This is a genomic window from Aquimarina sp. I32.4 (assembly GCF_002924285.1).
Classification (GTDB): Bacteria; Bacteroidota; Bacteroidia; order Flavobacteriales; family Flavobacteriaceae; genus Aquimarina.
In genome coordinates, this window is the sequence record NZ_PGUB01000043.1 from 16,097 (window position 1) to 41,002 (window position 24,906).

General features: G+C 30.4%; 23 protein-coding genes. 7 read left to right on the top strand and 16 right to left on the bottom strand.

Features of this window, described 5'->3' with window-relative positions; genetic code table 11:
* Positions 1–157: 157 nt before the first annotated feature.
* From asnB to CVD18_RS11275, 16 genes are all read right to left on the bottom strand, one after another.
* Positions 158–2,050, bottom strand: a complete 1,893-nt coding sequence (gene asnB / locus CVD18_RS11205; protein ID WP_103865535.1) for an asparagine synthase (glutamine-hydrolyzing) — start codon at positions 2,048–2,050, stop codon at positions 158–160.
* A gap of 4 nt (positions 2,051–2,054) precedes the next feature.
* Positions 2,055–3,203, bottom strand: coding sequence for a glycosyltransferase family 1 protein (locus CVD18_RS11210; RefSeq protein ID WP_103865536.1), 1,149 nt, complete (start codon positions 3,201–3,203; stop codon positions 2,055–2,057).
* A gap of 9 nt (positions 3,204–3,212) precedes the next feature.
* On the bottom strand, positions 3,213–4,100 hold the full coding sequence (locus CVD18_RS11215; RefSeq protein ID WP_103865537.1) for a glycosyltransferase family 2 protein: 888 nt from the start codon (positions 4,098–4,100) through the stop codon (positions 3,213–3,215).
* Positions 4,097–5,191, bottom strand: coding sequence for an EpsG family protein (locus CVD18_RS11220; RefSeq protein WP_103865538.1), 1,095 nt, complete (start codon positions 5,189–5,191; stop codon positions 4,097–4,099). The genes CVD18_RS11215 and CVD18_RS11220 overlap by 4 nt, the downstream gene beginning before the upstream one ends.
* A 50-nt stretch (positions 5,192–5,241) precedes the next feature.
* A complete protein-coding gene (locus tag CVD18_RS23460; protein ID WP_146052761.1) occupies positions 5,242–5,820 on the bottom strand; it encodes a serine O-acetyltransferase in 579 nt (192 codons plus the stop codon).
* A 12-nt stretch (positions 5,821–5,832) separates the two neighbouring features.
* Positions 5,833–6,954 carry a glycosyltransferase family 4 protein gene (locus tag CVD18_RS11230; protein WP_103865540.1) on the bottom strand — a complete coding sequence of 374 codons (1,122 nt, stop codon included), beginning with the start codon at positions 6,952–6,954 and terminating at the stop codon, positions 5,833–5,835.
* Entirely contained in the window at positions 6,954–8,060 is a 1,107-nt protein-coding gene (locus CVD18_RS11235; RefSeq protein ID WP_103865541.1) for a glycosyltransferase family 4 protein, read from the bottom strand. The genes CVD18_RS11230 and CVD18_RS11235 overlap by 1 nt, the downstream gene beginning before the upstream one ends.
* Before the next feature lie 5 nt (positions 8,061–8,065).
* Positions 8,066–9,187, bottom strand: a complete 1,122-nt coding sequence (locus CVD18_RS11240) for a polysaccharide pyruvyl transferase family protein (RefSeq protein WP_103865542.1) — start codon at positions 9,185–9,187, stop codon at positions 8,066–8,068.
* A gap of 44 nt (positions 9,188–9,231) precedes the next feature.
* Positions 9,232–10,389, bottom strand: coding sequence for a glycosyltransferase (locus CVD18_RS11245; protein ID WP_158250437.1), 1,158 nt, complete (start codon positions 10,387–10,389; stop codon positions 9,232–9,234).
* Positions 10,379–11,023, bottom strand: a complete 645-nt coding sequence (locus CVD18_RS11250; RefSeq protein ID WP_158250438.1) for a CatB-related O-acetyltransferase — start codon at positions 11,021–11,023, stop codon at positions 10,379–10,381. Before CVD18_RS11250 ends, CVD18_RS11245 begins: the two co-directional genes overlap by 11 nt.
* Before the next feature lie 4 nt (positions 11,024–11,027).
* Positions 11,028–12,530, bottom strand: coding sequence for a lipopolysaccharide biosynthesis protein (locus CVD18_RS11255; RefSeq protein ID WP_158250439.1), 1,503 nt, complete (start codon positions 12,528–12,530; stop codon positions 11,028–11,030).
* A 45-nt stretch (positions 12,531–12,575) separates the two neighbouring features.
* On the bottom strand, positions 12,576–13,856 hold the full coding sequence (locus CVD18_RS11260) for a nucleotide sugar dehydrogenase (RefSeq protein WP_103865546.1): 1,281 nt from the start codon (positions 13,854–13,856) through the stop codon (positions 12,576–12,578).
* A gap of 31 nt (positions 13,857–13,887) precedes the next feature.
* Entirely contained in the window at positions 13,888–14,886 is a 999-nt protein-coding gene (locus tag CVD18_RS11265) for an SDR family oxidoreductase (RefSeq protein WP_103865547.1), read from the bottom strand.
* Between the two features lie 283 nt (positions 14,887–15,169).
* A complete protein-coding gene (locus CVD18_RS11270) occupies positions 15,170–15,556 on the bottom strand; it encodes an aspartyl/asparaginyl beta-hydroxylase domain-containing protein (RefSeq protein WP_233194530.1) in 387 nt (128 codons plus the stop codon).
* On the bottom strand, positions 15,526–15,660 hold the full coding sequence (locus CVD18_RS23370) for a hypothetical protein (protein ID WP_255409442.1): 135 nt from the start codon (positions 15,658–15,660) through the stop codon (positions 15,526–15,528). The genes CVD18_RS11270 and CVD18_RS23370 overlap by 31 nt, the downstream gene beginning before the upstream one ends.
* Positions 15,661–15,820: 160 nt before the next feature.
* Positions 15,821–17,827, bottom strand: coding sequence for a dehydrogenase E1 component subunit alpha/beta (locus CVD18_RS11275; RefSeq protein ID WP_103865548.1), 2,007 nt, complete (start codon positions 17,825–17,827; stop codon positions 15,821–15,823).
* Positions 17,828–18,177: 350 nt separating this feature from the next.
* Between CVD18_RS11275 and CVD18_RS11280 the strand changes: the two genes are divergently transcribed.
* From CVD18_RS11280 to CVD18_RS11310, 7 genes are all read left to right on the top strand, one after another.
* The gene (locus CVD18_RS11280; RefSeq protein ID WP_103865549.1) at positions 18,178–19,128 is read left to right on the top strand and encodes an isopenicillin N synthase family oxygenase; all 951 of its coding nucleotides are present in this window, start codon (positions 18,178–18,180) and stop codon (positions 19,126–19,128) included.
* Positions 19,129–19,136: 8 nt separating this feature from the next.
* The gene (locus CVD18_RS11285) at positions 19,137–19,469 is read left to right on the top strand and encodes a translation initiation factor (protein WP_103865550.1); all 333 of its coding nucleotides are present in this window, start codon (positions 19,137–19,139) and stop codon (positions 19,467–19,469) included.
* A gap of 18 nt (positions 19,470–19,487) precedes the next feature.
* On the top strand, positions 19,488–20,426 hold the full coding sequence (locus tag CVD18_RS11290) for a DUF1835 domain-containing protein (RefSeq protein ID WP_103865551.1): 939 nt from the start codon (positions 19,488–19,490) through the stop codon (positions 20,424–20,426).
* 1 nt (position 20,427) lies between these two features.
* Positions 20,428–21,309, top strand: coding sequence for a nucleoside phosphorylase (locus CVD18_RS11295; protein ID WP_103865552.1), 882 nt, complete (start codon positions 20,428–20,430; stop codon positions 21,307–21,309).
* A 143-nt stretch (positions 21,310–21,452) separates the two neighbouring features.
* Positions 21,453–23,543 (top strand): OmpA family protein, encoded by a 2,091-nt coding sequence (locus CVD18_RS11300; RefSeq protein WP_103865553.1) that lies wholly within the window; start codon positions 21,453–21,455, stop codon positions 23,541–23,543.
* A 234-nt stretch (positions 23,544–23,777) separates the two neighbouring features.
* Positions 23,778–24,062: a hypothetical protein gene (locus CVD18_RS11305; RefSeq protein WP_103865554.1), complete on the top strand. Its 285-nt coding sequence runs from the start codon at positions 23,778–23,780 to the stop codon at positions 24,060–24,062.
* 98 nt (positions 24,063–24,160) lie between these two features.
* A complete protein-coding gene (locus CVD18_RS11310; RefSeq protein ID WP_103865555.1) occupies positions 24,161–24,598 on the top strand; it encodes an SseB family protein in 438 nt (145 codons plus the stop codon).
* Positions 24,599–24,906: the final 308 nt, after the last annotated feature.

Genomic DNA, 24,906 nt, shown 5'->3' on the forward strand with positions numbered 1-24,906 from the left:
AAAATTAAACCTCTTTTTAATTTAAACTATCTCTATACAATCTACTAAATACCAAATTGATTATTAAATAACGTATCAAAGAGGTCTTTATTTTTTTGAATAAAAACAAGACGACATGATTAATTTGGTATAATACTCAATATGTGAATAATAGTGATTACATATAATTATTCATATACCATTTTTGGAAACAAAAAAATGTCCAAACCATGAATGTATTATCTATTCCTGATAAATGATCTTTTACTAGTTTTGTAATAGCGTCTACTTGAAAAATATTCTGATTTTTTAAAAAAGTATGATCTATATACTTTTCAAGATCTACTTTTAATGATGAGCGTAACCAATCTCCTATAGGAACACCGAACCCAGCCTTTGATTTATCCAGAAATCCTTCTGGAAATTCTTCTTTAAAAGCTGCCTTTAAAATATATTTTTTATCCCATCCTTTTATAAGGTACTCTTCTGGTAAAGTATTCGTATAATTCCAAAGTTTTTTATTTAAAAAAGGAGCTCTACATTCTAAGGATGTTAACATACTTGTACGATCTACTTTTACCAACATATCACCTTCTAAACTTATATTCTTATCAATTGCTCTATATTCGGTAAGGTTTTTAGGGGATTTAATCCCTGTTTTCTCTTTATAATATTCAAAAGGAGAAAGTACTAAATAATCTTGTTGCAAATATTGAGATAATGTATCTGCCGCATATCCTAAAGAAATAATATCCCAATAATAATTATCTGTATAATCAATTGCATTAAGTAATCTCCTTGTTTTAAATCTTTTACCTCTCCTATCACCTTTTGTTTTTAATAATGGCGTAACGGTTTTCTCCATAAAATTATGAAGACCTTCTGGGACCAAACTTGTATATTTTTGGTTTATCCTCCCCATGTAATATTTATTATACCCGCCAAAAACTTCATCTCCTCCATCCCCTGTTAGCGCTACTTTTACATGTTGACTTGTTTTTGAGGCAACTAAATAACTCGGTAAAGAAGAAGAGTCTGAAAATGGTTCATCAAAATTTAATAAAATTTCATTAATATTACTTTCTAAATCTTTTTCATTAAGAATAAATTCATGATGATCACTATTTATCAACTTTGCTACTGTTCTGGCTTTATCTGATTCATCATATGATTTTTTATCAAATCCGATAGAGAATGTACTGATTTTAGATGCAGACATTTTTGACAAGCATAATGAAACAACTGATGAGTCAACTCCACCTGATAAAAATGTTCCTATCGGAACATCAGATACAGAACGGCTCTCTACTGATTTTTGTACTAATTCTTTTACATTAGATTTTGCTTCATCAAAATGTTCTTCACTTTTTTCTGGAGTTTCTTGCTCTTCAATAATTTCTATTTCATATGACTTAGATCTTAGATCATATGTCAAAAAATGATTTGGCTCTAACTTATGTATATTTTCATATATGGTAAATGGTGCAGGAATATAAGTGAGCTTTAAAAAAAGATTTAATCCTATTTTATTAATACTAGGAACGGTCTTAATTGATTTTAGAATTGATTTTAATTCTGAGGCCCAAAAAAACTTATTGTCTTTCTCTGTATAATACAATGGTTTTTCTCCAAAAAAATCACGAGCAATAAAAATTTTATTTTTAGTTTTATCATGGATACTAAAAGCAAACATTCCATCTAATTTTTTAAACGAATTTGTGCCCTCTTTTTCATATAGTTTTAAAATCACTTCAGTATCACTGTTCGTCTTAAAAGTAACTCCTTGTTTCACAAGGCTTTCTCTTAATTCCTGATAATTATATATTTCTCCATTAAATACGATTACAATATTTTTATCTTCTGAATATATTGGTTGTTTCCCTGAACTTAAATCAATTATAGAAAGCCTTCTCATTCCCATAAAAACAGAGAAATCAAACCCCTCATCAACATATTCTCCATCATCATCTGGCCCTCGATGGATAATCATATCATTCATGATTGTAATATCTTTTCTTAATTGAGATATATCATGCTTTTCTAAATAAACAAAACCGTTAATTCCGCACATTCCTTTACTTATTTATTTGATTAACATAAAATTCCTGAAGTAATAATGTATTATTCTTAATATCATAATTACAATCAATAATTTTTTTCATTGTATTCTGTTTATTTTCACCCAACATACTTAGTATTTTTTTTGCCCATAGCTGTGGACTTTCTTCTAAAGACATAAAATCGACCAATCCTGTAATGTTTAATTCTTTTGAAATCTCATCTGACGCTACTATACCCAAACCTGAAGCCTGAGCTTCTATCAAGGTAACAGGTAATCCCTCATTGGTAGAGGGGAATATAAATGCATCCATTCCTTGCAATAAAATAGGTACGTCATTTCTAACACCCAAAAAAAGAATATCTTGATCTATCCCCATTTCTTTTGCCATGAGTTCAAAAGTAGATTTTTTAGGTCCTCCTCCAACTAATAATAATACACAGTCCTCTTTTATTTTTTTTAGTTGTTGAAAAGTCTGTAAAATAAACTGATGATTTTTTTCAGGAACAAAATTTCCAACATGGCCAATTACCATTTTATTTCCTACATTTAATTCAGACCTAATTTTTAATGATTTTTCTGGATCATATATAAAATTACTTGAATCAATAGCATTATTTATAATTTTAATTTTTGACTTATTTTTCTTTCCATATAACCAAGCTCCTGCTTTATCTCCACAAGAAAAATAATGATTGGCATACTTGGTTATATTTTGCTTTAGTATATTTTGAACAACAAACTTGAATGCAAAGCCAAAACTATGCCTTTCCTTAGAGAATGGGTTTAAATTCAGGTTATATAAACTTGTATGGCTATGGGCTATCCTAATATTTATATTATTTTTCTTTGCTGATTTTAACACAAAAACGCTTAATGCATTAAGATGAGAATGTACAATTTTATATTCTTTGTGATGCTTAAAAAAATTATCTAAAGCAGATTTATATTTTGATAAATTTTTAAAATTAATATTTTGAAGCCTATGAATCTTCCCTCCTAATTTTTTAATTTCTTCATCAAAAGCTCCTTTTTCCTGACGATGCAACAAAAAATCAAATTGAACCTTGCTTCGGTCTATATTTCTATAGTAATTCATAACCATCGTTTCCGCTCCACCTCTATTCATTATAGTTAATACTTGTAATACTCTTATAGGCTCCATAATATATTGCTAAGAAATTTTATTTGTTTTTAGAAGTATGTACATATACAATAATACTCCAAAAGGAATCATTAATATGGTTAGTGTTTTTTTTGGGGACTCTTTTATAAATTTCAGGTTTTTTGATAATAAGCTACTGGATATATAATGAATTGTTTTTTTAATAAGCTCTTTAAAACTTGTAGCATATTTCATCTCTGTTAGCCTAGAAAAAGCAAAGCCTTTTGGGTGTCTTCTATATTGTTTTAATATATTTAAACTTGACCCATCTGGCATATATTCAACAATGCAAAGGACTTCATTAAGTGCTAAAACTTTATAATCTTGATCAATCATTTGATAAAGATATCCTAGAGGAACAAATTTTTCTCCTTCAAAAATTGGATAAGGAGGATATTTTTTAACCACTTCTGTTCTGTAGACTAATTTCTTATCTCCTGATACTTTATGTTTTTGATACAGATCTACAACTGTAGTTTCTTTTATATTTTCAGGAATCTTGGTTCCAATAATCCTACCTTCTTTATCAGCATCCAAACCTAAGATCCCAGCATAATTATCATTTCCATTTATTTCCCAACAATCTAATATTTTTTCTACAGCATCAATTGGCATAAAATCATCTGAATCTATACACACATTTAATTCTGTTTCTATTAACTTATATGCTGCATTATGCCCTCCATGCATTCCCAAATTATCTTGATAATGATATACAATATCAACTTTATTTTCTGATTTCCAACTCTCTACTAATGTTTTAGTATCATCAGATGATCCATCATCTATAATCAACCAAATAAAATCACTAGAGGTCTGATTCTTCAAACTTTCATAACACTGTCCTAAACAATAAGCCCTATTGTATGTAGGCGTAAAAACGGTTAATTTTTTCATGCGTAATATATATAATACATAAAATAGGTAAATGAAAAATAAGCAACCATCACTTTTCCTATCATAAAATGTTGTTTTTTAAAAAACTGTTGTTTTAATAATGGATAAATAATAATCAACCCCATCATAAACCAGGATAAGTAAGCAAACCGATTAGAATAATTAGCTTTAATAATTAAAATCCAGAAACCATTGCATACTAAGTATGTGTTTAGTAGTTGAAAGTAAAATTTATCTTCAAAATGTTTCTTATAAATAAAGTACCATCCAGCAAATACTGCAAATGCACTATGAAATAAAAAATCCCACCTAAACCCTGTACTTGTAAATGTTCCTGCTTCTGACTCTGATGTTAAATAACCAGAAAGTCTGTCATCTGCAAACCCTAAACTTGCAAATAATGTTATCCATACTCCTCCCATTACTAAGGATAACGGAATACAAAAAAGCCATCCTTTAAAATAAACTTTTGGATTATTATAAAAATAAGTTAGGATAAATGCAAAAATTGGCAAATACAACGTTTTATGAAATAAAGTAGCCCATAAGAAAAAGAGCCCCATAATTACCTTTTTTTTATGAAAACACAATCCCCATAAAAAAATTGAAGTTGCAGCTCCATTTCGAACACCATTCACTCCGTATGTCCAAAAAGAAAAAGAGATTATAAACATTATAAAGGCGTAATACCAATACTTATCAAACAAAAAAATAGAAATTTTATAAAGTGGATATATATAAATAAATGTGCAAATAGTAAGAAAAGTGTGAATTGACATCCAATTAGATAATGTTTTCATAAAAACATCCCACCCATAATCATCAAAATTTAAAATTTCTGCTCCAGACTGATATTTTTTAAAAGCAAAATTATAATTAACAGTATCTCCAAATATTCTATGAATAGGCCTTTGTCCTAAATAAAAAATTAAAAAAAATAATAGTATATATCCAGAAACATTAATAAATCCAATATTTTTACTTTCATCCATTTTCAGGATCAAAGTATGTAACACTGTAAATAATACAAGAAACAAACACAGGTTAATGTATAATGGATAATAATATTCTAATGGCACTATAGTATTCATCTACAATACAGATTTAATTACCCTATTCATATTTTGTTTTATAGTACATATCATACCCTTACTCGCTTTCCGTCTTTTTTAATTACTCTTGCTGGATTACCCACAACCACACTGTTATCAGGTACATCTTTTACTACAACAGCCCCTGCACCTATGATACTATTATTTCCAACATTAATATCTCCAATAATAATTGCTCCAGTGTTTACAGAAACATTATCTCCTATTGTAGGTTTTTTTCCATCAATTTCTCCTATGGTAACTAAATGATTAACATAAAAATTTTCACCTATAGAATTAGCATTAAGAATTGTACTGTAAGGATGACCTGTTAAGACCCCTCCTCCAAGTTTTGTATTTATATCAATTCTAAAATATTTTTCTTTTCTACAATAAATATTTAAAACATGACTTAATAAGCTTCTAGTTCTAAAATAAAAAATACTCCTAAAATCAGGTGAATACGCCAAAAAAGTTAATAAAAGAGAGACATTACCTCCTTTCATGTTTTTAGCTAATGCCCATCGGTCAATATCTTTATCTATATCACTTTTATTGTTACTTCGTTTATATAACAAAATATGAGGTAATAGAAATATTTTATATACACTTAATAATAATGATCTCATGATTTAATTATTTTATTTAGATATCAGATTATTAAACATCTGTTCCCATAACCCCATAATGATTTCTAACTGATATTTAGAAGAATTTTCTCTAGCATTCTTACTCATTCTTAATAACTCTTCTTTATTATCCATTAATTGAATTAATTTTTCTACAAATACAACATTATTATATAAAGGAACCAATACCCCTGTATCTGGATCAATTATATTTCTGGGGCCATGTGGGCAATCAAACGAAACGATAGGTAAACCACAAGATTGAGCTTCTAAGAGTACCAATGGGAAACACTCATTATGTGATGTCATTACAAAAATAGAAGAATTTAGCATTTTATCCTTTATTCTATCAGTGGCGCCTTTTAAGGAAACAACTTCTTGTAATCCGTATTCGACTATTTTATCTCCTATTTTTTTTTTATAATGTACATTACCTTCTCCATAAATATATAATTTCCAATCTTTATTTTTACTGTATACCTGATTCCATATATCAATCAGCGTATCATATCCTTTAACTGGAGCAATTCTACCCGCAGCAATAACTACTTTTTGAGAAATATCTGTAATTTCTTTTGGATAAAATGTTAATGGATTAGGAATGATACAGGTATTATCTGTTTTATAGTATGTGGCTTCATCTTTATTAAGAACTACCAAAGCATCATATTTCCCTTCTACATAATCCGCATATTTTAGAAAATATTTCTTGTATAGATTCTCAGGGTTTTGACGACTTTTTAATTCAATATGTTTTGAATAATGAAATTCTTTTATTTTAGGAATTTTCTTATTGATAAATGGTATAAAATATGTGTCGGTACTATGACTACAAACTACTACTATATCAGGATTTAATCTTTTTATTTCGGATTTGAGTTTCTGTACATGCTTTGGAATTTTTCTCAAATTTACAGGGTGAAAATACGATTTATTTCTATGATAATTTATTCCCAAATCTTTAAAAAAAACCTTTTCATCAAAGTGATAACAAGGTTTATTACCCTTTTGTTCTGTGGTTAATACACATACTTCAACCTCTTTTTTTTTGGCAAAATAATTTGCTTTAATAGAAAGCACCCTTTCTATCCCCCCATGTAAATATACTTGATCTATTATAAAAATTATTTTCATCAGGAAATCTTCTTTTCTATTATTTCTTTAAAAAGACAATCCCATATAGAAACTATTTTTTCTGGTAAATAATGTTTTATTGATTCTCTAGCAGATGCTCCCATAAATATTCTTTTATTTTCATCTTCTATCAATGCAACAATTTTCTCACCAAGCCCTGTAACATCTCCATTCTCTACCAAAAAACCATTCTGATTATCCTTAATAATATCAGAAGGGCCAAACGGGCAATCAAAAGAAACACAAGGTACTCCATATGCCATAGCCTCTGTCAACACCATACCAAAGCCTTCATATCTAGAAGACATAACATAAATCGATGCTTCCATATATTTCTCTGCTATATTTTTTATTGGAGGGTAAAAACTAACAGTATTTGATATCCCTAGATTATCTGCCAAATGATTTAAACCTTCTTTCTCACTTATAGTTCCATATATCTCTAATTGCCAATCTGGTTTTTTTTCTGTAACTAGTTTCCAACTTTGTAATAATCTATCGTATCCTTTTTGAAAACTTTGTTTTCCTACTGCAAGAACTTTCTTGTTCTGTAACGTACTTTGCTTACTAGGATAAAATGATAATGGATTTGGAATAACTTTTAAGTTTTTTAGATTCCATTCCTTTTTATTTCCTTCAGTAAGAACAACAAAGTAATCATAAAATGATCCTCCTAAATTCATTACTTTAAATTTAAAATAAGAAATAATACGTTCAGTTAATGATTCATTATCGTTCTTAATTTCTATATTCTTAGAAACATGACGTTCATAAATCATAGGAACCGGTTTTCTTAGTATTAAAGGAAGAAGTAACCCTTTTATCCCATCATCACACACTATTACTATGTCTGGTTTTATTTTCTTTATGACCGATTTAATTCCTTTTCTATACTTTAAAATATATTGAATTGGGTTTCCTACTACAGAGATATTGTGATAATGAATCTTATCATCGAAATCATAAAATAATGATTGATCATTTTGATTTAAAGTCATTATATGAACATCATAATTATCTGTCAAGAAACTTGCCTTGATAGATAATACTCGCTCTAATCCACCAGGTCCACATACTTGGTTTGTTATATATAATAATTTATACATATCATTTAATTCTCTAAGGCAGTATCCAGATATTTCTTGGATTTTTCTATTAATACATCTAATTTATCTTGAACTTGTTTATAATCTATGATATCTAATTTATAATCAGATATAGTATCTTTATTCAATAAAAAATTGTTTAACTCAACAGATTGTAATAAATCGCGCATACGAGTATTTATTTTATCACTTCTATTAAAAACGGCAATGTTTTTATGAAGTATTAGGGAATAAGCTACCGCATGAAATGAATTTGCCAAAATACATTCTGCATTATTCAGAATAGACAGAAAAACCTCTGGGCCATCTAAGTAAAAGTTTTTATCTGCATAATCTATCATCTCATTAAAAGCATATATTTTCCAGCCCTTTTCTTTCTTTAACCTCTCTGCTAGCTCTTTTATTACTGGATCATTATCAAAATCATAGACAATAATAAACTTACCCTTATTTATTATATCTTCTTCTACCTGAGGAAGCATTAGCCTAGTCCATTCCTTTGGATCTAATAAAAACACAGGGTCTAATACTTGCGTTACTTTATCAAATCCTAAATTTTCTAGAATTCTCTTTCCAGAAGATTCTCTGACAGAAATATGATCTAAATTTGATACTTTCTCTTTTACAAAACCCTTAATATCATCTTCCAATTCATCAATAGCAAAACTTGCTGCGTATGATAATTTCAATTTATCATTAGGAACGAAATCCAGATAAAAAGTTGCATCTTTACCATTTTCAAAAAAAGAATTCCAGATTTGATCGCTACCACATATATACGCATCTGCTTCAGGAACATTATCTTTTAATTCCTCATTTGATCGATACAATCTATTACCTGTCTTAATATATTTAATAGAAAATTCATCAAACTTTCTTTTCCTTTTTAGGTTAATTAACCTTTTAGGTAATTTTAAAATTAAGTATATCCCTCTGAGTATGATATTTTTGTTAAAAAACTCATTAGATACAATCCATAATTTGAAGTGTTTACTCAAATATGGTGGCTTATAGTGAATTGTCTCTGCTTCATGTCCTAAATTTTCTAAATACCTCAATAAAGCATACTCTTGCAAGCTTGCTCCATAGTTATAAACTTCATGACATGTAATAGTTTTAATTTTCATAATTCTTTTATCATATTTTATCCGACTCTCTCGTCATAATTTTTCTAATTATATATCAAGTCATTAAATTTTTGTAATGATATTTGCTTATCGTTATTTATTACCTTAGACAAATTCATGGTCACTTCACTCTTAAATTCCTTATTATTTAAATATTTTTCAATATTTTTTGCAATTGCATGAGGAGTCATTTCGCAAATTAAACCTGTTTTATTATGGTTTATAATTGATGAAGCTGTAGGGAAATTTGTTGTAACTATCGCTTTTTGTAATAAAGAGGCTTCAATTACTGTTAAGCCAAGTCCCTCGAATAAAGAAGTTTGAACATATACATCACAAGATTTAATATAAGGGTAAGGATTTTCTTTATAACCTAATAGGATAAATTTTTCTTGCATCTTAAATCCTTTTATTAACTCTTCAAGATTATCTCTTTCAGGCCCGTCTCCTATTACATACCATTTTATATTATATTTTGCTTCTAATAAAGCTTTACAAGCTTCAATAGCCATATGTAATCCTTTGGCTTTTGCTAAACGTCCTACTGTTAATATAGTCGTTTGATTATTATTATCAAAATTAATAACCTCTAAACTCATTTTACGTATTAGTTCTACATCGCTAATATCTTTGATAATTATAGTATCTAATTTTTTATCACTTTTGAAAACAACTTCTTGTAATGACAACTCATTTTCTTTTGACACACACACAACTTTTTCGAACTTTGAATAATATTGATAATCAAAACTAATATTATACCCTGCTCTACTATAATCAGTATTTAGCCAAGTGATTTTTTTATCTGCGGATACTTTACTAGCTACATAATACGTTGCAAACCCCTGATTATAAGCTATCGATATATCATATTTTTTATGATTTTTTGAAATTGATTTTCCAAAAGATTTCCAATATAATTGAGCTGTATGATATTTCTTTGCTTTATTTATTTTTCTTAGAAATGAATATCGTATCCTATTTATTGTGTTTATTAATCTATTTGTTTCTGTAAAATGATCTTTAACTATGATTGTTACTTCTTTTGGTACAAATTTTTCAAATACTCCTTTGCTAGTTACCAACAAATCAACATTGACTTTATCAAAATCAATATTCTGTAGCAATGTAACAAGACTTTTTTCTGCCCCACCGCACTGTAGTGATTCTATTACAAAAAGAATATTTTTTTTAGTTATCATATTTTTTGATAAAATCATCCATAGTCATATAAAAATCTTCTACTCTTTTTTTAATCACCTCTTCATCCCAATTCCACCATGCAATACGGTTTAATTTTTCTATAGTTTGTTTTTCGTGTTTAAACTTTATGATTTTTGCAGGACTACCTCCTATCACACAATAATCAGGAATATCACTATTACCCACAACTACTGAATTTGAGGCAATAGTAACACCATTTCCGATTTTTGCACCAGGCATAATATATGACCCCATTCCAATCCAAACATCATTTCCTATAGTAATCCCTTCTCGCTGTTTTACTTCTTTTAAAAAATCACTTTTATTTTTTCCGTTAGGTAATAGCAACTCTTCTTTAAACAAGTTATTGACCAAAGGAAAAGATGTTACTTTTGAGGCTTGATGATACCCTTCATCCACTATAAACCTCACATTGTTTGCTATACTGCAATATTTACCGATTTTTAACTCAGCTTCTGTCCATCGCCATACTAGCGCACCATTATCATAGGTTTTATGTCCAATAGTAGAAAAACTATCATTTTTAAGAAAAACATACTCATGTATTTTTAATGCATGATGATACTCAATTCCTAATATTTTCCACAGAAAGATTCGTATACGATATAGCATTTTTCTATTTTTTAGAAAATTTTGATAACCCATCTGTAAACAATTGTTTTTCATAGGGTGTCATTCCAAAACGGAACATTAATATTCCAAATACAATAGTATATAGGAAGCATTTAATAATGAAATTTAACCATCCCTCTCCTGGAATGAAATTAATTCCTAATCCTATTCCTATAACAATAAATTGTATGATTATTGTCTTTTGAAAAAGCTCTTTAAAAAATCGAAGTAAATTAAGTTTTAATACTCGGTAATAATACACATTCATTACATTTTGAGCTATCAACCATCCTACAATAGACCCTGTTATCATTCCCATAACACCGTGCTTTATCGCCAAAAAGTACCCTAATAATGTACCCATACTCATAAATACTAAATAAATAATAGCTTTAAAAGCTACTTTATTCTTAGCTTCAATTATTGAACCCGTAAAACCTTGTGTCAATGGTATTGTATATACAATCATAATCAATAACGCAATAATCCATGAGTCTGAGTAAGATTCTCCTACCCATAAAAACACAAATTGTCTCCCGTATAAAATAAATGCTCCTAGTATGTAAATCAAAATAATAAAAGAAATTCTTCCTATTTTAATCATCATTCCTGTTAACTCTTTTGTAGATGCATTAGCTACAACCATTTGTGTAGCACGAGGTAAAAAAACGCTTGTAACTGCTGAAGAAAATGCTCCATAATAACTCCCCAACATTAAACCTACAGCATATATTGCCAATACTTCTGGTTTACTGAAACCACCTAATACTATATGCCCAGTTTGCCATTGAAATTGTGCAACAATACTATATATAAAAATCCATACAGAATAGTTAAATATCTGTTTTATAAATGTTTTACTAAAACTATGTAACTTAAAACGTGCTTTTAATTTTTTAAAGACAAATACTGCTGAAAATATTATAATTAACAAATTTAAAACAGTATCCAAAATAACTAATGAAATCGAGCGTCCTCCCATCAATAAAACACAAATAACCAATCCAACCCTAAGGATATACCGTATTATGTTAATGAATTTAGGAAAAACATATTGTTCATATCCTAAACATATAGCTGTAAAAGCCCCTCCTGGCAGTTTTATTGCTAGGTTAAAAATTAATATTAGGGTCATTTTTTTTGCTATCTCTACCTCTTCATTCGTCATCAAATCAAAATAATCATCGATATACCCATAAAACAAAAAACCAAGTAGTATAACCAATATTGAAATAACAAAATAGATAATCATTACTGTAGCCAGAAAATTCTCTTCTTCTTTTCGGTTTTTTTCTGCTTGATATTTAGCGACAAAACGAATGATCGTATTATTTAATCCAAAATCTAATACAGAAATTGTTCCTACCAGAGCTCCAATCGCCATGTATACACCAAACTCAGAATTTCCTAATTTTGAAATAATAAAAGGAGTAAGTACTATCCCTACTATATTGGTTAAAATAATAGTTACATAATTAAGTAAAGCACCTTTTTTTAACTGACTCAAAACAAGTATTTTATATTTTATTTAGTATACACTAAAACATTGATATTACAACCTTCCATTTACATCTCCTTCTAATATCCCTTTTACATCATACAAAATTCCATTTGGAGTAAGCATTGTTTTTAGGTCTATATCTAGAAACTCTTTATGTGCAACTGTCAATACAATAGCATCATATTTTTTGTTAGGCAGATCGACTATTGTTTTCAAGTCGTATTCATGTTTTACTTCTGATGGATTTGCCCAAGGATCATATACGGTAACCTCAGTTCCAAAATCAGTCAATTGATTAATTACATCAACTGCCTTGGTATTACGAACATCAGGACAATTTTCTTTAAAAGTGATTCCTAAAACCAAAACATTAGCTCCTTTGATATGGATATCATGTTTTACCATAAGCTTAATCACTTCAGAAGCTACATATTGTCCCATACTATCATTTAATCTACGTCCTGCAAGGATAATCTCTGGATGATACCCAAATTCTTGTGCTCGTTGTGCCAAATAATATGGATCTACACCAATACAATGCCCTCCTACTAATCCAGGTTTGAATGGAAGAAAATTCCATTTGGTTCCAGCAGCTTTTAATACATCATTTGTATCTATCCCCATAAGGTTGAATATCTTAGCTAATTCATTTACAAAAGCAATATTGATATCTCTTTGTGAATTCTCTATTACTTTGGCTGCTTCTGCTACTTTTATTGTTGGAGCAAGGTGTGTTCCTGCTGTAATAATTGAGCTGTATAAATCATCTACTTTTTTTCCTATCTCTGGAGTAGATCCTGCTGTAACTTTTAATATTTTCTCTACTGTATGCTTTTTATCTCCTGGGTTAATTCGTTCTGGAGAATATCCTGCATAAAAGTCTTTATTAAACACCAGTCCGCTTATTTTTTCTAGAACAGGGATACATTCTTCCTCTGTAACTCCAGGATATACCGTAGATTCATAAATTACGATATCCCCTTTTTTTAGTACTCGCCCTACAGTCTCGCTAGATTTATACAAAGGAGTAAGGTCTGGTCTATTGTTTTTATCTACTGGTGTTGGTACCGTGATTACATAATAATTACAATCCTTGATATCTTCAAGATCAAAAGAACAATAAAGGCCAATTGTATCATCAGCTTGTTCTTTTAAAACTGACTGTAATAAATCATCTTCTACTTCTAAAGTAGCATCGGTTCCTGACCGTAATTCATTTACTCTCGTTTTATTAATATCAAAACCTACTACAGGGTATTTGGTTGCAAAGAGCCTAGCCAAAGGCAATCCTACATACCCTAATCCAATAATGGCAATCTTACTATCTTGCATAGTTATTTTTATATTTGTGTGAGTGTGAAGTTTATTTTAGATTCTCCCAATACCATTTTACAGCCTCTTTCAATCCAGACGTTATATCATATTCAGGATTATATTCGAGTAATGTTCTGGCTTTATCAATAGATGCCAAAGAGTGTGGAATATCACCTTTGCGTTCAGGCCCATATTTTACCTCTACATCAGCTATTTTGGCATCAAATTCTGACAAATACTCTTTGAGTAAAGTAGTCAATTCATTTAATGTTGTTCTTTCTCCGTAAGCGGTATTATATACGTTATTCAATGCTTCTGGATTATCAGATATCATTGATCGCAGATTCATTTGGACTACATTGTCTATATATGTAAAATCTCTAGAAAACTGTCCATCACCATTAATTACTGGTGACTCATATTTCATAAATTGCATGACAAATTTTGGAATTACCGCTGCATATGCTCCATCTGGGTCTTGTTTACGCCCAAATACATTAAAATATCGCAACCCCACTGTATCTAAACCATATGTTCTTTTAAAATTATCTGCATACAATTCATTCACATATTTTGTAATTGCATATGGTGATAATGGCTTTCCTATTTTTTCTTCAATTTTTGGCATTGATTCAGAATCTCCATAAGTAGAAGAACTTGCGGCATAAACAAAACGTTTTACTCCTGCATCTCTGGAAGCAATCAACATATTAAGAAAACCTCCTACATTGACATCATTTGATGTAATTGGATCATTAATTGATCTTGGAACAGATCCTAATGCAGCTTGGTGCAATACAAAATCAACTCCATCACACGCTTTATGACAATCATCAAGGTTTCGTATATCTCCTTCTATAAAAGTGAAATTAGAATTTTTATCACATACAGAGAGGTTTTTTTTGTGTCCTGTTGCAAAATTATCCAATCCTATTACTGTACTCCCATTATTTAAAAGTGCTTCACAAAGATTGGATCCTATAAAACCAGCTGCACCAGTTACTAATATTTTTGAAGAACGAAGTTGTTCTAGATGTTTTGTGCTCATGAATTATGTTTTAATCTCCTGTTTATTAATCCCAAAGGAAAATATTTTTTTATAACAATCGCGAAATTAAGGTTTACTTATAGAACATACAACATCTATCAAAGGGGATTTTACCCCTATTTAAAATTAATAATAAATAACTGCTTTTCAGTATATTAAAACAAGTAAAAACACTCACGTAAATAGATGACAATGAAATAATTACATGTTTTCATTAACTATAACGTTTTCATAATTAAATTTAAACTTACAACATCTTTTTTTTATCATAAAAACACTAAATCTATTTATTATTTTCTATCATTTCTCGTATCCAATCATTTGGAATCATATCTATTGTAAGGTTTACTCGCTCGATATCACCCTCATTTGTTATTTTATGAGGGTCAGTCAGCCTTAAATACCAACATTCTCCAGATTGCATAGGAACTGGTAAATCATTCAAAAAAAATGTTACTTTATCATTCCTTAAGATAGGTATAGTGAGGCGAATAACCGATTTATGAATTTCTAAAGCCAATGTAGGATCTGTATGTTCTTTTACTATAGAACCAGCCGCCAAACAAAGTAATCTAACTAATGTTACTTTTGTATGCTTACGAAAAGTATCAACAACACTCATCAAATATGGAGATTCTTTTAACACTCTTGTATCCGACATTCTGTCCATGAACCATCAGCATAATCGTTTACAGGTGGAGGAAAAGGTAATGAAGGGTCTACATCATAATATTCAAAATCCTGTGCTTTTAAAGCTTTAAATTCTGCTAGCATTTTCTCTTTGTTAAAGAAAAAGGTAATTTTATACGGTCATCATTACTGATTTTTGAATCAATATTCTCTATCATACAATACTTCGCTTTGATATTTTATATTTATGCCTGTCTAAAATTACATTTTTTAACAAAGTTGTAATAATTTATTAGTGCATAAATTAAAATTCAAGCGTTGATAATAATACCTCTTCAAATCTCTTTTTCCCTAAGTATTGTTGTTCCAGATTAGTATCAAAAGGAATTGGAGTTGGCAAACTTGCTACTCGTTTTACTGGTGCATCAAGAAACATAAAACAATGCTCCATAAGTAATGCAGAAATATCTGAAGCAACACCCCCAAAGATAGAATCTTCTTGCAAGATAATCGCCTTTCCTGTTTTCTTTACAGATTGATATATTGTCTCTGTGTCCAATGGCTGTAGCGTTCTCAAATCAATAAGATCTGCGCTAACTTCTGAGTGTTTTTCTAATGTTTCTATTGCCCAATGTACTCCTGCCCCGTAACTGATAATAGTAATATCACTACCCTTTTTTAATACAGAAGCTTTTCCGAAAGGTAAATTGTAATATCCTTCCGGAACTTGCTGCCGAATATTTCTATACAATGCTTTATGTTCAAAAAACAGTACTGGATTTGGGTCTTCTATAGCTGTCATTAATAAACCTTTGGCATCATAAGGAAAAGCAGGATATACTACCTTGAGCCCTGGAGTTTTGGTAAACCAAGCTTCATTAGTCTGGCTATGAAAAGGTCCTGCTCCTACTCCTGCCCCACAAGGCATTCTAATAACAACATCTGCAGATTGCCCCCACCGATAATTTGATTTTGCTAATAGATTCACAATAGGATTAAAACCAGAAGACACAAAATCAGCAAATTGCATTTCGACTACAGCTTTATATCCATTTATAGAAAGTCCGTATCCCGCAGATACGATAGCTGATTCACAAATAGGTGTATTACGCACTCGTTCTTTATCAAATATATCTACAAATCCTTCTGTTATTTTAAACACCCCCCCATATTCTGCAATATCCTGCCCCATTAAAACAAGTTTATCATACCAAAACATGCTCTCTTTCAATCCATCAGAAATAGCATCAATCATTCTGAGTTCTCTCGTATTCTCTTCTGACAAGACCTCTCTATATTCAAATTCTGTATAAACATCTTTTATTTCAAGATCTAAATTAGCTTGAATTATCTCTTCATTATTTGCCTGCTTCCAATTAGTTTCTATTTCATTTTTAAGAATAGATCGTTGTGCAAGGTCATCATCATCAGAAATTACACCTTGCTCAATAAGATATTTTTTATAATTCTCTATAGGGTCTTTGGTAGCCCAAAAGTTCATTAGTTTTTCAGGTACATATTTGGTTCCACTAGCTTCCTCATGTCCTCGCATCCTAAAGGTTTTAAACTCTAATAGAATTGGTCTTGGTGTTTCCCTCATGCTTTTAGCTAGCTTATTGACTTTATCAAACACCTCTAGCACATTATTACCTTCAATAATATGTGATTCTATTCCATATCCTACCCCTCTGTCTGCAAGATCTTTACAATTATATTGCTCATTGGTGGGTGTTGATAATCCATATCCATTATTTTCTATACAGAATAATACTGGTAAACTCCAAACAGAAGCTATATTAAGTGCTTCATGAAAATCTCCTTCGCTAGTTCCTCCTTCTCCAGTAAACACTGCAGTAATCTTATTATTCTTTTTCAATAAATCCCCCATAGCAATACCACATGCAATCCCCATCTGTGGCCCTAAATGAGAAATCATCCCAATAATATTATATTCTTGTGTTCCAAAATGGAAAGAGCGATCTCGTCCATTTGTAAAACCACTTGCTTTTCCTTGCCACTGACTAAACAATCTGTGCAAGGGCACGTTTCTTGTTGTAAACACCCCCAAATTACGGTGCATTGGTAATACATACTCATCTTGATCCAACGCCGCAGTTACCCCTACAGCAATTGCTTCTTGTCCTATTCCACTAAACCATTTAGATATTTTTCCTTGTCGTAACAACACTAGCATTTTCTCCTCTATAAGTCTAGGAGTAAGCATTTTGAAATATAATGACGCTAGCACATCATCTTCGTACTCTCTTCTATCAAAATGTAACTGTTGTTTTTCACTTGATAAGTATTCCATAAAACAAAATTTGTTAAATAAACTACCTCGGAGCAAACCCACGAAGTATTCGTCTAAAACGAACCTTTAATTTCGAAGCAAGCATCGGAGTATTAAAATCTCACTTAGTGAGTAAATGTACTTATTTTTATAGCAGCAAAAATATCTCAACCCCTAATATTATTAAGTAGTTGTTAATTTTTCTCAAACAATTCTATGAATTAGTTAAATTTACTTTGAATTAAAGATTGAGCAGTTAGAATTAATTAATTTGACAGATATTTTACAATTGTAAATAAATTTAGGCTCCAATTTGGAGTTTTGCGTGAAATACACCTATTTTAGTTCTTCAATACACAAAGACTTGACTAATGAATAATATACCTAGCGTAGATTTAGCTGATTTTTTATCTGATGACCCTTCTCGAAAACAAAAATTTGTTAACGAAATTGGAAAAGCTTATGAAGAAATAGGTTTTGTTGCTTTAAAAAACCATTTTTTAAATGAGCAACTTGTAGAAAACTTATATAAAGAGATAAAAGCTTTTTTTGCATTACCAACTCATACCAAAGAGAAATATGAGATCGAAGGATTAGGAGGACAACGAGGTTATACCTCTTTTGGTAAAGAACATGCTAAAGGTAAAAAAGAAGGAGATCTTAAAGAGTTTTGGCATTTTGGACAAGAGCCTGATGCGGATGCTAAATTAGCAGAAGAATACCCAGCAAATGTAACTGTAGAGGAATTAAAAGATTTTAATGCTACAGGAATGGAAACTTATAGAATGTTAGAAAAAACAGGGATTTATGTTCTTAGAGCACTAGCACTATACATAGGCATTGATGAGCATTATTTTGATCATTGGGCTAGTAATGGTAATAGTATCCTGCGCCCTATCCATTATCCTCCTATTACAAAAGAGCCTAAAGGAGCTGTTAGAGCTGGTGCACATGGTGATATCAATTTAATTACATTGCTTATGGGAGCCTCTACTGGAGGACTACAGGTACAACGCAAAGATGGTAACTGGATTGATGCAATCCCACAAGAAGACGAATTGGTTATTAATGTGGGAGACATGCTGGAGCGTCATACAAACAATAAGTTACGATCTACAATTCATAGGGTAACAAACCCACCTAAAGAACAATGGAGTAGCCCCAGGTATTCAATTCCTTTCTTTATGCACCCAAGAAGTGATATGAAACTTAATTGTTTAAACGAGTGTATTACCCCAGATACTCCAAAACAATATGATGACATCACTGCAGGAGAGTTTTTACATCAAAGACTTGTAGAAATAGGGCTAATCAAAAAATAAAAATCTGTATGGATTTACAAGATCAATTAAAAAAAATGTTCCCCGATCATCAACCAGAAGTAGAAGAATCTACTCCAGATACAAGTGATGATAATTTATGGATACAAGAAGATCCTATAATTTGCAAATACGAAAAAAGAAAAGGAAAACCAATTACTATACTTGAAGGATATACTGGTGCTGATGAAGATTTCAAGAAATTAGCCAAAGAACTAAAAACTCGTTTAAGTGTTGGTGGAAGCTTCAAAAATGATACAATTATCATTCAAGGAGATTACCGAAATCAAATCATGACCATTCTAAAAGAAAAAGGATTTAAAGTAAAACGTGTTGGAGGATAACACTATATAATTTCTATTTTGAAATCAAACACACTACATATTACCAATGGAGATAGTCTCACTCATAGAATACAAGAACTAAACCTTGTTAAAGGAGAGATTATGACTTGGCGAGAAATGCTTTGCGAAGGTCCTACAGAAATCAAAATAGAAAGTGAAGATTCTATTAAAAAACGGGGAGGCTTTCTGAAAAAGTATTACCGAATTGATTCTTCTAGCTATAAAGAAAAATTTGTTTCTCAACTTAAAAAATTAGAAGATGTTACTTCTTACGATGAAATCATATTGTGGTTTGAGTATGACTTGTTTTGTCATATTAATATGGTAGCTGCAATCAGTTTACTACTTCGCAAAGGAATTAAAGATACACCTATATATCTTGTTTGTAGTGGTAAAATTAAACATGAAAAAAAACTCTTTGGATTGTGTGAATTATCTGACCTACATCTAAAAAATCACTATCAAAGTAAAGTACAATTAACCATCGATGATTTGGAACTTGCTGCCCACATTTGGACATTGTATTGCGAATCAAAACCTCAAAAAATTGCAGGTCAAATCAAAAAAAACTCCTCTTTTGAATATTTATCTATATGTTTAAGAGCCCATTTACAACGTTTTCCAAATATGCTTACTGGTCTTAATACACTAGAGCACAATGTTCTGGAAATGGTAAATACACATCAAGTAAAAAACATAAAACACCTCATAGGATATGCCCTCGAATATCAAGGGTATTATGGATATGGTGATATGCAAATGAAACGTGTATTAGCTAGGCTTTTTCAATTTTTGGACCAAACCAAAGACAGGCTTTTATTATCAGAAAGAGGAACACTTGCTTTGCATCAAAAAAAGAATTTTTATAACACACAAATACTAGATTGGTATTATGGGGGTGTCAAAAAATATGATTTTTTATACAATGATGAAACTCACTCACTATTAAAACTATAATATGGCCATAGCCGAATCTGAATTAATTCTTAACGAAGATGGTAGCATTTATCACCTTAATCTTAAACCAGAACACCTTGCGCAAACTGTAATAACGGTAGGTGACCCAGATAGAGTGAATCAAGTGACTCAATATTTTGATACTATAGAATATAAAATTCATAAAAGAGAATTTCATACCCAGACAGGAACTTATAAAGGGCATAGAATTACTGTTATCTCAACAGGCATAGGAACCGATAATATAGATATTGTATTTAATGAATTAGATGCACTTGTGAATATCGATTTCAAAAGTAGAACCATAAAAGACACTCATACTTCTTTACATATTATACGTATAGGAACATCGGGTTCTATACAATCAAACATTCCTATTGATAGTTTTGTTGTTTCAGAAACTGCAGTAGGCTTTGATAGTCTTTTACATTTTTATAATAGTCACAAAGTACAATTACCAGAAATAACACAGGCATTAACAGAACACCTTCAATGGGATCAACACAAATCTACTCCCTATACCGTCTCTTATGATCAAGAATTAGGAGAACACATGTGCAATGATAAATCTATACAAAAAGGTTTTACTATTACTAATGTTGGGTTTTATGGACCTCAAGGAAGAGTCTTAAGACTCCCATTACAAGATGATTCTTTGAATAAAAAACTGGCTTCTTTTGAGTATAAAGGTAAAAAAATCACCAATCTAGAAATGGAAACTGCAGGTATCTACGGAATGGCTAAATTATTAGGGCATAAAGCTGTCTCTATGAATGCTATTTTGGCCAATCGTGCTACAGGAGAATTTAGCACTGATTCTAAAAAAACAATAGAAAAACTTATTACATATACATTAGATAAAATAGTGTATTTTAGACCATAATATCTATTGATTGTTGTCAATCATATTTTTCTCATAAATGTAATCAAGGGCAATTAAAATTCACATTAAAATTTTCAGGCTAAAAAAATACTAATATATTTGCGCTTCAAATAATTAAAAACCCAAAATCTTAAAACTAAAAAATGAAGCGATTTCTACCTGTGGTAATGCTCCTTCTATATGGAGTATCCGCAAAATCTCAATCTTACATAGGTTTTTTAACAGATAACTACAGTGGTGTTCATAGTGTGATCAGTAACCCTGCAAACATTGTCGATTCCAGATTCAAAACAGATATAAATCTTGTTGGAGTAAGTAGTTTTGTCGGTAATGATTATTATGGACTAAACTACCGTGATCTTTTTGAAGATAATTATGATATTGAAACAGATGCTAAAACTTTTTCTAAAACAAAAAATAATGCACTAGGAAACACTGATGTCTTAGGGCTTTCTTTTATGTTTAATATTAATGAAAAAAATGCTATTGCTCTTTACACAAGAGCTAGAGCTTTTTATAGCATCAATGAAATTAACGGTCAAACTTTTGGTAATATCGTTAATGATTTTGACAACAATCAAGATTTTATTGTTGATGAAGGAGATTTATTTGCTAGTGCTCATACATGGGCAGAAGTAGGTCTATCCTATGCAAGAGTTATAATGAACAAAGAACAACACTTCTTAAAAGGAGGGGTAACTCTTAAGTATTTACAAGGATTAGGTAATGCCTATGCCGTTGGTAAAAATGTAAATGTAAATTATGATGCAGATGGAACTTTACTTTCTGGTGGGCAAAGAATTGGTAGCGTACAAACTACTGGAGAACTAGCATATGGATACAGCGAAAATCTTGAAAACGACCTAGAGGAAATCGAAGTTGTAAATGGAGCTGTAGGAATTGGTGCCGATTTAGGTTTTGTATATGAGTGGAGACCAAATTATAGCGATTACACTGCTACTGATAGCAAAGGGAATACGTATATGCAAAAAGATGTCAATAAGTATAAATTAAAATTTGGTTTATCTCTTACAGATTTAGGAGCAATTTCTTATGACAAAGGTGTCGAAGAAAGATATGACATTACAAATACATTTGATCAAAATACTTTTGAAGATATTGATATAGATGAATTAGAGAATTTTTATAGAGCTCTTGATCCAGGAAATGCAAATAAGGCTGTATTACCAACTGCATTACATGTAAATGCTGACTGGAATATAAATCAAAAATTTTATGTGAACTTGAACAGTGATTTTTCTCTTACATCCAAAGATAAAGTTAACAGAAGTAGAATTGCAAATACAATATCTCTAACACCAAGGTTTGAAACCAAATGGTTTAGTTTTTACTCTCCCGTAAGTATTGTACAACACAGTGGTTTTATGTGGGGAGCAGGACTTAGAGCAGGGCCTCTTTATGTAGGTTCAGGATCAGTATTATCTGCTCTTATTAATGATGAGACTAAAGCTCTTGATGTATATGCGGGACTTAAAGTTCCTATTTATCAATCTAGACCAAAGGATACTGATGAAGATGGAATACTAGATAAAGTAGATGACTGCCCAGAAGTAAAAGGACCAGAAGAAAACTTTGGATGCCCTTGGCCTGACACAGATGGTGATACTGTACTAGACAAAGACGATCAATGTCCTGAAGTAGCTGGAGAAGTAGAAAACAAAGGATGCCCTTGGCCTGATACCGATGGTGATGGCTTACTTGATAAAGACGATAATTGTCCGCAAGAAGCAGGCCCACAAGAAAACCAAGGATGTCCTTGGCCTGATAAAGATGGTGATACTGTACTAGACAAAGATGATAATTGTCCTAATGTAGCAGGAACAGTAGCCAATAATGGTTGTCCTGAAGTTACAGAAGAGATCCAAAAAACACTTAATGATTATGCCAAAACTATTTTATTTGATTCTGGTAAATCTACCATCAAAGAAGAATCAAATCAAGTACTTCGTGACATTGTAAAAATTCTTAATGAATATCCTACAGCTAAATTTACTGTTGAAGGTCATACAGATAGTGCAGGAAGTGGTAAACTAAATCAGCGATTATCTGACTCTAGAGCAAATGCGGTAAAAAATTATTTAGTAGAAAATGGAGTTGATCAATTTAGATTATCTGCAATGGGATATGGAGAAGATAGACCAATCACTACAAATAAAACTAGAGCAGGAAGAGCTCAAAACAGACGAGTAGAAATTAATCTTATCAAAGAATAATTATTCTAACCAGTTTTTAATAAAAAAAGCCCTCTGAGTATGAATACTCAGAGGGCTTTTTCTTTATCTATATATACATTATATTTATTATATGATATTTTATACTAGCTATCGTATTAAAATAAAATCTAAATGAAAAAACATATAAAATCATTTTAATCTCTTTTATAAGTCAGAACGCTCAAGAAATGAAAGCATATGAAAACAAGTTTGAAATAGTAAATTACGAAAATAATGAGTGTTAAAATACCTTATAGAAACACCCTATTATCAGTGTGTTGTTTGATCACAATAATTTCCTGTACTTCAATAGAAAACACTAAATGGAAATTTAGAAATGGATTTTATATTGGAGATCTAATTATATTTAAATCATCGCATATTATTAAGAATGATACTATCTTTTCTAATGAAATCCCTAAAGCAATTCTTATAGAAATCGAACAACGAATAACCGATAAACTTCTAATCATAAAAGATTTAAATGGAAATGCCCTAGGGTATTATTGTAGTAAATAAAAGCTATACCTAGCTGAAAGATCAGTGTATTTTAATTACTTACTACAAACTGTTTTAATATATTTAACCAATCAAATCAATTATTTTTTATCAGGCCAATGAAGAAATATTTAATACCCATTTTTGCCATAGTATTCTTATCAAATTGTGCAAGTCAGAAACAAATAGATAAAAACGAGATAAAAACTATTTTTGACTCCAATCTCTATGTCATGATATCAGTTGGAGATAGTAATAATAATTATCATCCCAAGTTACACATGTTTAAAGACGATAGTGGAACTCCATTTTTTCCAGTTTTTACTAGTAGAGATAAAATACTAGAAACTGAAATGGTTATGCCAGATAGTTTTGCTTGTAATGGAATAATTTTAGCGCTCACATCGCATGATGAAGTAAATTACAAAATAAACTATTCTTTGGACGACGAAATAGTTATTACAGGAAAGCAATTGAAAAAACTTTTACGTAATGAAATTGAGGAGTTCAAAAAAAATAACTCTGAAATATTAAAAAATGTTATTCTAAATAATTAGAAACAACATACAAACCTAATAATCAACAAATAGCAACTATATTTATTATAAAACAATCTATCCTATAGCTCTCTATAAAAGGCTTTCTTTGATTTTTTTTCATTGCCATTCATAATAAAGATTGGCTATATTCTACTATATGACTGATTCAGTTGTTGTTTTCCAAATTTGCCATGCATTTTGTCCAGCAAGGGCATAGTAGGCAAAGGATTTGAGACGTTGGTTATTCTCTTTTATGCGTTCCAAGACCATAAACCAGTTCATATAATTCTGTAGATATTTAGTTGCCACTCCATTAAATGGTTTCA

Coding starts and splice junctions, on each gene's coding strand:
- CVD18_RS11250 (WP_158250438.1), bottom strand. CDS start 11,023: ATGCTATATCGTATACGAATCTTTCTGTGGAAAATATTAGGAATTGAG.
- CVD18_RS23370 (WP_255409442.1), bottom strand. CDS start 15,660: ATGCTAGCAGAATTTAAAGCTTTAAAAGCACAGGATTTTGAATATTAT.
- CVD18_RS11215 (WP_103865537.1), bottom strand. CDS start 4,100: ATGAAAAAATTAACCGTTTTTACGCCTACATACAATAGGGCTTATTGT.
- CVD18_RS11300 (WP_103865553.1), top strand. CDS start 21,453: ATGAAGCGATTTCTACCTGTGGTAATGCTCCTTCTATATGGAGTATCC.
- CVD18_RS11220 (WP_103865538.1), bottom strand. CDS start 5,191: ATGAATACTATAGTGCCATTAGAATATTATTATCCATTATACATTAAC.
- CVD18_RS11275 (WP_103865548.1), bottom strand. CDS start 17,827: ATGGAATACTTATCAAGTGAAAAACAACAGTTACATTTTGATAGAAGA.
- CVD18_RS11270 (WP_233194530.1), bottom strand. CDS start 15,556: ATGGACAGAATGTCGGATACAAGAGTGTTAAAAGAATCTCCATATTTG.
- asnB (WP_103865535.1), bottom strand. CDS start 2,050: ATGTGCGGAATTAACGGTTTTGTTTATTTAGAAAAGCATGATATATCT.
- CVD18_RS11210 (WP_103865536.1), bottom strand. CDS start 3,203: ATGGAGCCTATAAGAGTATTACAAGTATTAACTATAATGAATAGAGGT.
- CVD18_RS11260 (WP_103865546.1), bottom strand. CDS start 13,856: ATGCAAGATAGTAAGATTGCCATTATTGGATTAGGGTATGTAGGATTG.
- CVD18_RS11245 (WP_158250437.1), bottom strand. CDS start 10,389: ATGATAACTAAAAAAAATATTCTTTTTGTAATAGAATCACTACAGTGC.
- CVD18_RS11235 (WP_103865541.1), bottom strand. CDS start 8,060: ATGTATAAATTATTATATATAACAAACCAAGTATGTGGACCTGGTGGA.
- CVD18_RS11295 (WP_103865552.1), top strand. CDS start 20,428: ATGGCCATAGCCGAATCTGAATTAATTCTTAACGAAGATGGTAGCATT.
- CVD18_RS11280 (WP_103865549.1), top strand. CDS start 18,178: ATGAATAATATACCTAGCGTAGATTTAGCTGATTTTTTATCTGATGAC.
- CVD18_RS11265 (WP_103865547.1), bottom strand. CDS start 14,886: ATGAGCACAAAACATCTAGAACAACTTCGTTCTTCAAAAATATTAGTA.
- CVD18_RS23460 (WP_146052761.1), bottom strand. CDS start 5,820: ATGAGATCATTATTATTAAGTGTATATAAAATATTTCTATTACCTCAT.
- CVD18_RS11310 (WP_103865555.1), top strand. CDS start 24,161: ATGAAGAAATATTTAATACCCATTTTTGCCATAGTATTCTTATCAAAT.
- CVD18_RS11240 (WP_103865542.1), bottom strand. CDS start 9,187: ATGAAAATTAAAACTATTACATGTCATGAAGTTTATAACTATGGAGCA.
- CVD18_RS11285 (WP_103865550.1), top strand. CDS start 19,137: ATGGATTTACAAGATCAATTAAAAAAAATGTTCCCCGATCATCAACCA.
- CVD18_RS11305 (WP_103865554.1), top strand. CDS start 23,778: ATGAGTGTTAAAATACCTTATAGAAACACCCTATTATCAGTGTGTTGT.
- CVD18_RS11230 (WP_103865540.1), bottom strand. CDS start 6,954: ATGAAAATAATTTTTATAATAGATCAAGTATATTTACATGGGGGGATA.